The sequence below is a fragment of the Rhodococcus sp. MS13 genome (assembly GCF_013277835.1).
In the GTDB taxonomy this organism is placed as follows: domain Bacteria; phylum Actinomycetota; class Actinomycetes; order Mycobacteriales; family Mycobacteriaceae; genus Rhodococcus_F; species Rhodococcus_F erythropolis.
Map to the genome: position 1 here is coordinate 295,493 of NZ_VBTL01000013.1, position 12,317 is coordinate 307,809.

A 12,317-nucleotide genomic window follows, 5' to 3' on the forward strand; every position below is an offset into this window, starting at 1 on the left:
GTCGATAGCGAGGAGACATTGTGTCGGCTCATGGTGGCAAGAAGGCAATTCTGGCGGCCCTCGGAGCGAATGCCGGAATTGCCGTAGCCAAGTTCGCCGGATTCTTGATCACCGGATCGTCGTCGATGCTCGCCGAATCGGTGCACTCGGTGGCCGACACGTCCAATCAGGGTTTGCTGCTCTTGGGGCAGAAGAAGGCAGAACGTGAGGCAGATCAACTGCACCCGTTCGGTTACGGGCGCAACCGGTACTTCTATTCGTTCGTCGTTGCACTGGTGCTCTTCACCCTCGGTTCGCTGTTCGCGATCTACGAAGGTATTCACAAGATTCAGCATCCGGAAGAACTCAATTCGGCTTTCGTGGCAATCGCGATCCTGTTCATCGCGATCTGCCTGGAGGGCTACAGCTTCCGGACCGCAGCGAAGGAATCACGACCGCTCAAGGGAAATGCGTCGTGGTGGAACTTCATCCGAACCTCTCGTAGCCCGGAACTCCCGGTTGTGCTGCTCGAGGACACCGGCGCATTGATCGGTCTCGTCCTTGCACTCGGCGGCGTCGGCCTTACGATGGTGACCGGAAATCCGGTCTTCGACGGCATCGGAACTCTGTGCATCGGTGTCCTGCTCGGCATCATCGCGGTCATTCTGATCATCGAAATGCAGTCGCTGCTGATCGGTGAGGGCGCAACGGCGGTGGAGACCGAACTGATCCTCAACGCACTGGTCGACGGAACTCGTATCGAACGCGTCATTCATTGCAAGACGCAGTACCTCGGTCCCGAGGAGATCCTTGTTGCTGCCAAGGTTGCGGTGCCGATCGGATCGACGATCTCGGATGTGGCGACGGCGATCGACGAGGCCGAGTCTCGCGTGCGCGCGGCAGTGCCTGCGGCGCGGGTGATCTACCTCGAGCCGGACCTGGATCGTCTCAGCGCAGAAGATCGTCCTGAAACAGATCTGCAGGCTCCCGACAAACCCTGAACAAAGCCACGCCTGCGGGCTTAGGCTGATGCCATCTCTCTACTTGCCCATGGTGGGACCTGCTGGTCCCCAGCAAGGAGGCGGCAATGGCTGTCAAGGACGAGCAGGCCGGATCTGGACGGTCGAAGCTGTTTCGAACCAAATCGATCGAGCAGTCCATCAAGGACACCGACGAGCCGGAAACCAAACTCCGGAAAGAGCTGAACTCGTGGGATCTCACGGTGTTCGGTGTCGCAGTGGTCATCGGTGCGGGCATCTTCACACTCACGGCTCGGACGGCGGGAAACGTCGCCGGGCCGTCGGTTTCCCTGGCTTTTGTCATCGCGGCAATCGCCTGCGGACTGGCAGCGCTGTGTTACGCCGAGTTCGCGTCGACGGTCCCGGTCGCCGGTAGCGCGTACACGTTCTCGTACGCGACGTTCGGTGAATTCGTCGCCTGGATCATCGGCTGGGATCTCATCCTCGAATTCGCTTTGGCGTCTTCGGTGGTGGCAAAAGGCTGGTCGCTGTATCTCGGCGAAGTGATGGGTTCACGCAGCCCGATCGTCGAGTTGGGGCCGATCTCGTTCGACTGGGGTGCGGTGCTGGTGATCGCCGTCATCACGATCCTGCTCGCGACCGGCACAAAACTCTCTTCGAGGGTGTCACTGGTGATCACGGCGATCAAGGTCGCGGTGGTGTTGCTGGTGATCATCGTCGGTCTGTTCTACATCGACACCGACAACTACTCGCCGTACATTCCGCCGTCGGAGCCGGGCTCGACGGGAGAGGGCATCCACCAGTCGTTGTTCTCGTACGTGACCGGGGCCGGTGGCAGCACATTCGGGTGGTACGGATTGCTCGCGGCAGCCAGTCTGGTGTTCTTCGCGTTCATCGGCTTCGACGTCGTCGCCACGACTGCGGAGGAGGCGAAGGAGCCGCAGAAGGCGTTGCCACGCGGCATCCTGGGCTCGCTCTTGATCGTCACGGTTCTGTACGTGGCAGTGACACTCGTGTTGACCGGGATGGTGAAGTACACCGAACTCGAGGGCGATACTTCCAACCTGGCAACGGCATTCGCCTTCCACGACATCACGTGGGCGAAAAACGTCATCTCGTTCGGCGCGTTGGCCGGTCTCACGACCGTGGTGATGGTGCTGATGCTCGGGCAGACCAGGGTGCTCTTCGCGATGGCACGCGACGGTCTGATGCCGCGACGCCTGGCGCCGACCGGCAAGCACGGAACTCCCGTGCGGATCACGATCTTGGTCGGCGTTGTGGTCGCGGTGCTCGCCGGAGTGTTCCCGATCGGCACCCTCGAGGAAATGGTCAATATCGGCACGTTGTTCGCGTTTGTTCTCGTGTCGTTGGGGGTTCTCGTGCTTCGTCGGACGCGGCCGGACCTACCCCGCGGGTTCAGGGTGCCGCTGGTCCCGCTGATCCCGATCCTGGCTGTCCTCGCGTGTCTCTGGTTGATGTTCAACCTGTCGGTGGAGACCTGGATGAGGTTCGTGGTCTGGATGGCCCTCGGTGTTGTCATCTACTTCGCCTACAGCAGGCAGCATTCGTTGATCGGGAAGCGTGAACGCGGCGAAATCGAGTAAATGTACAAAGATTATGATTTGTCTATCACTTGTACAAATAGCGTAGTACTGTCTATCTCAGGGTGAACTGACTCACAGTTGTCGAGTCGGTCCGAATCGAGGAGGTAGACCGTGTCGACGCACGTGAACTCGCAGTCCGGGCAGACACTCCCGCCCGAGCAGTGGCGTGACAAGAAGAGATATCTTTGGCTGCTCGGCCTGGTGCCGCCGACGGCGGTCTTCATTGCCGTCGGATTGGTCGCGTTGTTCAACAGTCTCGGGTGGAACGCGGTCTCGCCGGTGTGGTGGTGGATCGGGCCGTTGCTCGTCTACATCCTGCTCCCGATCCTCGACATCTTCTTCGGTCCGGACGGCGAGAATCCGCCGGACGAGGTGATGGAGCGCCTCGAGAACGACAAGTACTACCGGTACTGCACCTACATCTACATACCGTTCCAGTTGGCCAGCCTGGTCCTGGCCTGCTATCTCTGGTCGGCGACCGACCTGTCCTGGCTCGGAATCGACGGGGGACTGGGGCTGATCTCCAAGATCGGTCTGGCGATCAGTATCGGTTGCGTCGCAGGAATCGGGATCAACACCGCACACGAACTAGGTCACAAGAAGGACGATCTCGAGCGCTGGTTGTCGAAGATCACTCTGGCGCAGTCGTTTTACGGCCACTTCTACATCGAGCACAATCGTGGACACCACGTGCGGGTCGCCACGCCCGAGGATCCGGCGTCGTCTCGCTTCGGCGAGAGCTTCTGGACCTTCCTGCCGCGCAGTGTGTGGGGATCTCTGCGCTCGTCGTGGTCCCTGGAGAAAGCCAGGCTCGATCGACTGGGTAAGAAGCCGTGGACAATTCGCAACGACGTCCTGCATTCGTGGTTGATGTCCGTCGTACTCTTCGGTGTCCTCGTCGCCGTTTTCGGGCTCTCGGTGCTGCCGTTCCTGGTGCTGCAGGCCGTCTTCGGATTCTGCCTGCTCGAAACCGTCAACTACCTCGAACATTACGGACTGAAGCGTCGCCGTCTGGACAGTGGGCGGTACGAGCGCGCCGCACCGGAGCACAGTTGGAACAGCGATCACATCTGCACCAACATCTTCCTGTATCACCTCCAGCGTCACAGTGACCATCATGCGAACCCGACACGTCGTTATCAGACGCTTCGAAGCATGGACGGTGCACCCAACCTGCCCAGTGGATACGCGAGCATGATCATGCTCGCCTACGTTCCGCCGCTGTGGCGAAAAGTAATGGATCCCAAGGTCCTTGCGCACTACGGCGGCGACATCACCCGCGTCAACGTTCAGCCGTCCAAGCGTGATCGCATCCTTGCTCGGTACGGAGCAGCGTGATGAGCAGCTATCGATGCCCGGTGTGTGAATACGTCTACGACGAATCGAAGGGTGCACCACGAGAAGGGTTTCCGGCGGGCACGCCGTGGGATGCCGTGCCGGACGACTGGTGCTGTCCGGACTGCGGCGTGAGGGAAAAGCTGGACTTCGAGCCGATGCCGGCAACGGCAGGGAGTGAATCATGAACGACTACAAGCTGTATCAGTGCGCGCAATGCGGCTTCGAGTACGACGAGGCAGTCGGCTGGCCGGAGGACGGTATCGAACCGGGAACTCGCTGGGACGACATTCCCGAAGACTGGAGTTGCCCGGACTGCGGCGCGGCGAAGAGCGACTTCTTCATGGTGGAGGTCGAGCGGCGGTGAGTTGCGTCGGCGTCGAACGGACCTGAGCGCGGCGGTAGTGTCGTCACCATGACTTCGACGCCAACTCGTCTGCCGCAGAAAGAAGCGTCGCGCCTGCTGCTGCGTACGTCGGTGCTCGATTCGATGCGTGAGTTGTTGACCGAGCGTGACTGGTCCGAGGTGACGCTGACAGTTCTGGCCAAGCATGCCGGTGTGAGTCGTCAGACGCTCTACAACGAGTTCGGTTCGAGGCAAGGGCTTGCCGAGGCATACGCGCTTCGCCTTGCCGACGGATTCGTCGATGCGGTGGACGAGGCCATGGTGGCGAACGACGGACGTGCAGTCGAGGCACTGACGGCGGGCTTCGGATCGTTTTTCGCCTCCAGCGCAACCGACCCGTTGGTGATCTCTCTGCTCACCGGTGAGGCCAAGCCGGACCTTCTTCGCCTGATCACCACTGACAGCGCGGTCATCATCGAACGCGCGTCGTCGCGGCTTGCGGAGAGCTTCCAGCGAGGGTGGATTCAGGCGTCACCCGCCGATGCCGGGATTCTGGCCAGGGCGATTGCGCGTCTCGGGCTCAGCTACATTTCGATGCCGCCGGAGTCCGAGGTTTCGGTGGCGGAGGATCTGGGCACATTGCTCGGGCCATTCATCGACGTGGCGCGAGAGGGTCGCGCAGTAGAGGGGCGGGCGGGAGAGGGCGTCTAACCGATAGCCTGGTACACCGATAGGCTTGTGCATAGTTTGCACGTCAACCAGGAGAGGCAGATGACGACCTCAGTTTCAACAACGCCCGTGGCCGAGAGCCGTAACGGCATCGACTTCAAAGTTGCAGATCTTTCGCTCGCGGAGTTCGGTCGCAAGGAAATCCGTCTGGCAGAGCACGAGATGCCCGGCCTCATGGCGCTTCGTCGCGAATACGCAGAGGTGTTGCCGCTCAAGGGCGCTCGCGTTTCCGGTTCGCTGCACATGACCATTCAGACCGCGGTTCTGATCGAGACGCTGACGGCGCTCGGCGCCGAGGTCCGCTGGGCTTCGTGCAACATCTTCTCCACGCAGGATCATGCTGCCGCCGCCATCGTCGTCGGTCCGCACGGCACCCCGGAAGAGCCCAAGGGCGTTCCGGTTTTCGCCTGGAAGGGTGAAACCCTCGAAGAGTACTGGTGGGCAGCGGAGCAGATGCTGACCTGGCCGGGCGAGCCCGCCAACATGATTCTCGACGATGGCGGCGACGCCACCATGCTGGTGCTCAAGGGCGCACAGTTCGAGAAGGCCGGCGTCGTGCCGCCGACGGACGACGACCAGGATTCCGACGAGTACAAGGTCTTCCTTGCGCTTCTGCGTCAGTCGCTCGCCGCTGACAAGGGCAAGTGGACTGCGATCGCCGAGTCCGTCCAGGGCGTCACCGAGGAGACCACCACGGGCGTTCTGCGTCTGTACCAGGTTGCCGCTGCCGGCGAACTCACGTTCCCCGCGATCAACGTCAACGACTCGGTCACCAAGAGCAAGTTCGACAACAAGTACGGCACACGCCACTCGCTACTCGACGGCATCAACCGCGGCACCGACGTTCTGATCGGCGGCAAGGCTGCGCTGGTCTGTGGTTACGGAGACGTCGGCAAGGGTTGTGCCGAGGCACTTCGTGGCCAGGGCGCTCGCGTCGCAGTCACCGAGGTCGACCCCATCAATGCCCTTCAGGCGCTCATGGACGGCTTCGAGGTCAAGACAGTCGAGCAGGCCATCGGCTGGGCCGACATCGTGATCACGTCCACCGGTAACAAGGACATCATCACGTTCGAGCACATGAAGGCCATGAAGCACCAGGCCATCCTGGGCAACATCGGTCACTTCGACAACGAGATCGACATGGCAGGCCTCGAGAAGTCCGGCGACGTCACGCGGATCAACATCAAGCCGCAGGTCGACGAGTTCACCTTCGCCGACGGCCACTCGATCATCGTGCTGTCCGAAGGCCGCCTGCTCAACCTCGGCAACGCGACGGGCCACCCGTCGTTCGTGATGAGCAACAGCTTCTCCAACCAGGTCATCGCACAGATCGAACTGTGGACGAAGCCGGACGAGTACGACAACGAGGTCTACCGCCTCCCGAAGCACCTCGACGAGAAGGTCGCCAAGATCCACGTCGAGGCACTCGGTGGCACGCTGACCAAGCTCACGAAAGATCAGGCTGAGTACATCGGCGTCGACGTCGAAGGCCCGTACAAGCCGGAGCACTACCGCTACTGACCCGGCGATTCGTCGCTGAGAATGTAGTGCCCGCCGTCCCCCGGTCTGCGCAAGCAGGCCGGGGGATAGGCTTGTCCGCCGTGGGAACACTGGTGGCATTGGAAGGCCTCGACGGAGCTGGAAAGCGAACGTTGATCGGCAAAGTGGAGACCGAACTCCGCCGCGGCGGCACGTCGATCGCGACTCTGGATTTTCCGCGGTACGGAAAGTCGATCCACGCGGATCTTGCTGCCGAGGCGCTCAAAGGATCACACGGAGACCTGGCTGAATCCGTGAACGCGATGGCAGTCCTGTTCGCCTTGGACCGCGCCGGTGCTGCGGATCGGATCTCGGAACTGTTGTCCACCAACGACATTGTTCTCCTCGATCGCTATGTTGCCTCCAACGCTGCCTACAACGCGGCGCGCGTGCATCAGAGTGTGGACGGCGAGATGGTCGCCTGGATCCGTGAATTGGAGTTGGGTCGTCTCGCTCTCCCCGCTCCCGATCTGCAGCTGTACCTCGACGTACCGGTAGCTCTGGCCGAGCAGCGCGCCCGCTCCCGTGAGGCCCAGGACGCGTCGCGTCAGCTCGACGCCTACGAGCGCGACGGCGGTCTGCAGGGCAGAACCGGTGAGCTCTACAAGCAGTTGGCAGCGACGAACTGGGCCTCACCCTGGTGGATCGTGGGGCCGGAGACGGACCCGGCCGATCTGGCACGCAGGCTCGCGGATTTCGCGTGATCGGTCACCCTGGCAGCCGGGATTCGAACTTTCCGGCACAGTAGAGGGAAAGACGCGGCACGCCGCACGGCCTCGTAACGGTCTGATTCATCGCTCCGAGATGCAACGATAGGGATATGAAACCAAGGATTCTGGTTGTCGACGACGACACGGCACTCGCCGAGATGCTCACGATCGTGCTGCGTGGTGAGGGTTTCGATCCCTACGTGGTAGGCGACGGAACCCTGGCGCTCGCGGCAGTGCGTGAGACGCGCCCCGATCTCGTCCTGCTCGATCTCATGCTTCCCGGAATGAACGGGATCGACGTATGCCGGGTTCTGCGAGCGGATTCCGGTGTGCCCATCGTGATGTTGACGGCCAAGACCGACACCGTCGACGTCGTGCTCGGCCTCGAATCCGGTGCGGACGACTACATCATGAAGCCGTTCAAGCCGAAGGAATTGGTGGCGCGAGTTCGCGCTCGCCTGCGCCGCACCGAAGAGGAACCGGCCGAGCTGCTGAGCATCGCCGACATCGTGATCGACGTTCCGGCGCACAAGGTCAGCCGCGGCAGCGAGCAGATCTCGCTCACACCACTCGAATTCGACCTGCTGGTCGCATTGGCGCGCAAACCGCGCCAGGTGTTCACCCGTGAAGTCCTCCTCGAGCAGGTGTGGGGATACCGCCACGCCGCCGACACCCGTCTGGTGAACGTGCACGTTCAGCGTTTGCGCGCCAAGGTCGAAACTGATCCCGAGAATCCCGAAGTGGTTCTGACGGTCAGGGGGGTCGGCTACAAGGCCGGACCGCCGTGAGCGGAGTTTCCAGGTGGCGTCGTCGTCTCAATCGACGGCTGACGCCATTTCTGCGGTGGTGTCACTCGATGAGCAACACCCTCGCGCACACGTGGCGACGCTCGCTCCAGTTGCGAGTGGTCGTCTCGACTTTGACGCTGTCCTTGATCGTCATCGTCATTCTCGGTGTCGTGCTGACCAGCCAGATCACCGATCGACTGTTGGAAACGAAGATCACCGCGGCGACCGAAGAAATGGACCGTGCCCGCGGCATCGTCGAAGACCAACTCGCGGGTGTCGACGATTCGACGGCGCTCAACGTTCAATTGGAAAGCGCTGCATCCGGACTGACGAGCCGTCGAAACCAGACCTCGGGCCAGGCCTCCGGGTCGGCCGGCACCTTCGATCCGGTGCTCATCGTGCCCGGGGACGGGCCGCGCCAGCCGACGAGTTCGGGACCGGTCGATCAAATCCCCGACAACCTGCGCGAGTTCGTCAAACGCGGCCAGATCAGCTACCAATTCGCGACGGTGTCCAACCCGAACGGTTACTCCGGTCCCGCGCTGATCATCGGTAGCCCCACCGCGTCGTCGATATCGGGACTCGAGCTGTACCTGATCTTCCCGCTCGCAAGCGAAGACCGGAGTCTGTCGCTTGTTCGAAGCACCCTGCTGATCGGTGGAGCCGTGTTGCTGGTGCTCCTGGCTGCGATTTCGCTGTTGGTTGCCAGGCAGGTCGTGCTTCCCATCCGATCGGCCTCACGAATCGCGGTGCGTTTCGCAGACGGCCGACTCAAGGAACGAATGCCGGTCCGCGGCGAGGACGACATGGCGCGTTTGGCCATGTCCTTCAACGAGATGGCCGAGAGTCTGTCCAAACAGATCACCCAGTTGGAGGAGTTCGGTAGTCTCCAGAAACGCTTCACCTCCGATGTCAGCCATGAACTCCGCACACCTCTGACCACGGTCCGAATGGCCGCCGACCTGATCTACGACGGCAGCGAGAACCTCGACCCGATGCTGCGTCGGTCGTCGGAACTGCTTGTCGCCGAGCTGGACAGGTTCGAGGGGCTTCTGGCGGACCTCCTCGAGATCTCCCGCCACGACGCCGGTGTCGCGGAACTCGCATCCGAACAACTCGACGTGCGTATGTGTGCGCGAGCGGCCGTTTCCACAGTTCGCCATCTCGCCCGCGAATCCGGCACCGAACTGATCGTGGACATGCCGGACGAGCCCGTCATGGCAGATGTCGATCCGCGCCGCGTCGAACGCATCCTGCGAAATCTCCTGGCCAACGCCATCGACCACGGTGAGGGGAAGCCGATTCTGCTTCGCCTTCGCGCCGACGACAATGCCCTCGCCTTCATCGTCCGCGACAGTGGCGTCGGGTTGCGTCCGGGCGAGGAGAAGTTGGTCTTCAACCGGTTCTGGCGATCGGACCCGTCCCGCGTGCGCCGCAGTGGCGGCACCGGACTCGGCCTCGCGATCAGCGTCGAGGACGCGAATCTGCACGACGGCAAGCTCGAGGCCTGGGGCGAACCGGGAGTCGGCGCATGCTTCCGGCTGACGCTCTCGCGCACCCGTGGCAAGAAAGTCGTGTCGAGCCCACTGCCTCTCAAGCCGACGACCACAAAGTTCGTCCGCACCCCGAGCGAAGCCGATATCGTCGCCGATACCGTCGGCGAGGTCACGTCGTCCCTGCCGACTCCGCGCGAATCGGACTCGCGGAACGAGTCCAACGGTGGGGATCGATCATGATCGGAACCCGCCGCCGTCTGGCACTTCTCGCAACAACGCTCAGCGTGCTGTTGCTGACCGGCGCGTGCGCGAGTCTGCCGGAATCCTCCTCGCCGCAGGCAATCGGAACTCTGGCAACAGCCGTGCCCGGAACCTCCGTCGAATCACCGGCATCGGGGCGAGAGCCGGACTTGCTGGTACGTGACTTCGTCAAGGCGAGTACCGATCCGTCCAACCGGCATGCTGCAGCCCGTCAGTACCTCACCAAAGACGCCTCGGCGCGCTGGGACGACGCGGCCAGTGCCGTCATCGTCGACAAGATCGACACCCTGTCGGCGTCGCGAACCAGTTCCGAAGCGGTGTACACGATTCGTGTGAACAAGGTCGGTCGCCTCGACCCCGGCGGGCTGTACGTCCCCGAAGAGGGCAGCTTCGAAGCGAAGATGACGCTGACGTTGACCGATGGCGAATGGCGTATCAGCGATCTGCCACCCGGTGTGATCATGGAGCGCCCGCAGTTCCTCGGCGCATATCAGCGGAAGTCGTTGTTCTTCCTCGACCCGACCAGCCAGACAGTCGTCCCCGACCTTCGCTGGATCTCCGGCGGACAGGACCAGGTGGCAGCTCAGCTGATCGGCCTGATGATCGACGGACCGAAGGCAGCGCTGGCGCCGGCTGTACGAAACGAACTCGGCAATGGCGTGTCGGTGATCGGTCCGATCACCAAGGCCGACGGGAAGCCGGGACAGGTCGGGGTCGGTCTCGGCGGTGTGCGCATCAACTTCCGTCTGGACAACCCGATGGATGCTGCGACGCGCGGTTTGTTTGCAGCGCAAGTCATCTGGACGCTCGCCAATGCCGATGTCGCGGGGCCGTACGTTCTGGAGATCGACGGCGAACCGCTGGACGCGGCTCATGCGGAAGGCTGGACCACCGCCGACGTCGCGTCCACCAACCCGCTGGCCACCACGAGTGCGACCGTCGGACTGCACGCACTGCGCAACGGTTCACTGGTGAGCGTCAGCGAGCAGGAGGCGACTCCGGTGCCCGGATTCGCGGGCAATGCGGGCAACCTCACGGCGGCTGCTCTCTCGCGGGACGGCAAGTTGGTCGCAGCCGTCGCAGACACGGCTCGGCCGGATCCAGCCACCCGGTTCGACTTGTCGCTCGGTACATACGGCGATGGTTCCGCTCCGGTGCTCGAAGGCAGCGCCATCACCCGACCCTCGTGGGAGCTGGACAACAACGCGGTCTGGGCGGCGGTGAACGGCAATACCGTCGTTCGGGTCGTCCGCGAACCAGGAACCGGTCGGGTGTCGGTCACCAACGTCGATGTCGGGGCGTTGACGTCGGTCGGTTCCACGATCTCGGAATTACGTTTATCCCGCGACGGCGTGCGAGCCGCGATGATCATCGACGGCAAGGTCTACCTGGCCGTGGTCGTGCGCACACCCAGCGGGGTCTACGCCCTGACGAGTCCGCGTGCGGTGGCGTCCGGCTTGGGCAGTACCGCGCTCTCACTCGACTGGAGCAACAGCGACACCATCGTGATCGCGCGCAGTGGAGCCGACATACCGGTCGTCCAGGTCGCCATAGACGGTTCACGAATGGACGCGCTGCCGAGTGGAAACCTGACCGCTCCCGTCACCTCCGTGGATGCGTCGCCGACCACCGAGTACGTCGCCGACGCGCGTGCGGTGTTCCAACTGAACAACAACGACCCCGCCGGGGATCGACGCTGGCGTGAAGTGACTGTGCTGACCGGACAGAAGGCGATTCCGGTTCTACCCGGCTGACGTCTCTGTGCTCTGGTGCATGTCGGTGCTCTGATTCATGATTCGGCCATGGGGGACAAGAAATTCGGTGCCGGATTGCTCGATCTGCTGTTGCCACGCGAGTGTGGTGGGTGTGGCCGCACGGGGACACTGTGGTGCGGTGAGTGCGCGGAACTGCTGCGTGACCATCCGGTTCAATTGAGTCCGCGCGTAGACCCGGGCGTGCCGGTCTGGGCACTCGGCCGCTACGACGGCCCCAGGCGGCGCAGTGTGATCGAGATGAAGGAACGGGGTCGTCGGGACCTCGCGATGCCTCTGGGGATCGCTGTGGCCGGCGCATTGGGCACTCTGGAACGGTGGGGCGAGGTCGGCGGCGGGGGTCGTACGCCGATCATGCTGGTGCCGGCTCCCACACGCGCCCGAGCGGCGCGATCTCGCGGGGGTGATCCGGTTCGCCGGATAGCCGAGAGTGTGCGCGAAAAGCGAGAAGTTGGTTCTGTCGAGGGGCGTCCGGTACGTGTCTGTCCGATTCTCCGGATGACGCGAGGCGTACGTGACTCGGTCGGACTGTCCGCGGCCGACCGGGTGACCAATGTGAACGGTCATGTGTCTCTCGACACCACTGCAGTCTCTTCGATTGTCGGGGACGGCGACATCGTCCTGCTCGACGACGTCCTGACCACGGGAGCAACTGCGGCAGAGTCGGTTCGGGCTCTCGCGCTCAGTGGGATTCGGACAACTCTCGTGCTTGTTCTTGCAGGGGCTTAGATGAATTTCGTTGGAACAGTGGCACTCGCGCGCGTTACGTACTAGCGTC

At 62.7% G+C, this 12,317-nt stretch carries 12 protein-coding genes; all 12 read left to right on the forward strand.

The annotated features are described in order from the left end of the window. Positions 1–20: 20 nt before the first annotated feature. Positions 21–980 carry a cation diffusion facilitator family transporter gene (locus FEZ59_RS27100; protein WP_134998770.1) on the forward strand — a complete coding sequence of 320 codons (960 nt, stop codon included), beginning with the start codon at positions 21–23 and terminating at the stop codon, positions 978–980. An 86-nt stretch (positions 981–1,066) separates the two neighbouring features. Beyond that, positions 1,067–2,563 carry an amino acid permease gene (locus FEZ59_RS27105; protein ID WP_019747776.1) on the forward strand — a complete coding sequence of 499 codons (1,497 nt, stop codon included), beginning with the start codon at positions 1,067–1,069 and terminating at the stop codon, positions 2,561–2,563. 111 nt (positions 2,564–2,674) lie between these two features. Then, complete coding sequence (locus FEZ59_RS27110; RefSeq protein WP_020907102.1) at positions 2,675–3,901, forward strand: alkane 1-monooxygenase; 1,227 nt, start codon at positions 2,675–2,677, stop codon at positions 3,899–3,901. Continuing rightward, entirely contained in the window at positions 3,901–4,086 is a 186-nt protein-coding gene (locus FEZ59_RS27115; RefSeq protein ID WP_003940827.1) for a rubredoxin, read from the forward strand. Before FEZ59_RS27110 ends, FEZ59_RS27115 begins: the two co-directional genes overlap by 1 nt. Then, entirely contained in the window at positions 4,083–4,265 is a 183-nt protein-coding gene (locus FEZ59_RS27120) for a rubredoxin (protein ID WP_003940894.1), read from the forward strand. Before FEZ59_RS27115 ends, FEZ59_RS27120 begins: the two co-directional genes overlap by 4 nt. Positions 4,266–4,313: 48 nt before the next feature. Beyond that, positions 4,314–4,955 (forward strand): TetR family transcriptional regulator, encoded by a 642-nt coding sequence (locus FEZ59_RS27125; protein ID WP_021332563.1) that lies wholly within the window; start codon positions 4,314–4,316, stop codon positions 4,953–4,955. Positions 4,956–5,015: 60 nt separating this feature from the next. Continuing rightward, positions 5,016–6,494, forward strand: coding sequence for an adenosylhomocysteinase (gene ahcY, locus FEZ59_RS27130; protein WP_021332564.1), 1,479 nt, complete (start codon positions 5,016–5,018; stop codon positions 6,492–6,494). 80 nt (positions 6,495–6,574) lie between these two features. Next, a complete protein-coding gene (locus tag FEZ59_RS27135; RefSeq protein WP_070796172.1) occupies positions 6,575–7,216 on the forward strand; it encodes a dTMP kinase in 642 nt (213 codons plus the stop codon). A 116-nt stretch (positions 7,217–7,332) separates the two neighbouring features. Next, positions 7,333–8,010, forward strand: coding sequence for an MtrAB system response regulator MtrA (gene mtrA / locus FEZ59_RS27140; RefSeq protein ID WP_003941013.1), 678 nt, complete (start codon positions 7,333–7,335; stop codon positions 8,008–8,010). Further along, positions 8,007–9,746, forward strand: coding sequence for an MtrAB system histidine kinase MtrB (gene mtrB / locus FEZ59_RS27145; RefSeq protein ID WP_019747781.1), 1,740 nt, complete (start codon positions 8,007–8,009; stop codon positions 9,744–9,746). The genes mtrA and mtrB overlap by 4 nt, the downstream gene beginning before the upstream one ends. After that, positions 9,743–11,521: an MtrAB system accessory lipoprotein LpqB gene (gene lpqB, locus FEZ59_RS27150; protein WP_020907106.1), complete on the forward strand. Its 1,779-nt coding sequence runs from the start codon at positions 9,743–9,745 to the stop codon at positions 11,519–11,521. The genes mtrB and lpqB overlap by 4 nt, the downstream gene beginning before the upstream one ends. 48 nt (positions 11,522–11,569) lie before the next feature. Next, on the forward strand, positions 11,570–12,268 hold the full coding sequence (locus FEZ59_RS27155; protein ID WP_041815795.1) for a ComF family protein: 699 nt from the start codon (positions 11,570–11,572) through the stop codon (positions 12,266–12,268). Positions 12,269–12,317: the final 49 nt, after the last annotated feature.

What these genes read in the sequence shown, in the direction of transcription:
- FEZ59_RS27105 (WP_019747776.1), top strand. Translation starts at nt 1,067, where the DNA reads ATGGCTGTCAAGGACGAGCAGGCCGGATCTGGACGGTCGAAGCTGTTT.
- FEZ59_RS27115 (WP_003940827.1), top strand. Translation starts at nt 3,901, where the DNA reads ATGAGCAGCTATCGATGCCCGGTGTGTGAATACGTCTACGACGAATCG.
- FEZ59_RS27120 (WP_003940894.1), top strand. Translation starts at nt 4,083, where the DNA reads ATGAACGACTACAAGCTGTATCAGTGCGCGCAATGCGGCTTCGAGTAC.
- FEZ59_RS27125 (WP_021332563.1), top strand. Translation starts at nt 4,314, where the DNA reads ATGACTTCGACGCCAACTCGTCTGCCGCAGAAAGAAGCGTCGCGCCTG.
- ahcY (WP_021332564.1), top strand. Translation starts at nt 5,016, where the DNA reads ATGACGACCTCAGTTTCAACAACGCCCGTGGCCGAGAGCCGTAACGGC.
- mtrA (WP_003941013.1), top strand. Translation starts at nt 7,333, where the DNA reads ATGAAACCAAGGATTCTGGTTGTCGACGACGACACGGCACTCGCCGAG.
- lpqB (WP_020907106.1), top strand. Translation starts at nt 9,743, where the DNA reads ATGATCGGAACCCGCCGCCGTCTGGCACTTCTCGCAACAACGCTCAGC.
- FEZ59_RS27155 (WP_041815795.1), top strand. Translation starts at nt 11,570, where the DNA reads ATGGGGGACAAGAAATTCGGTGCCGGATTGCTCGATCTGCTGTTGCCA.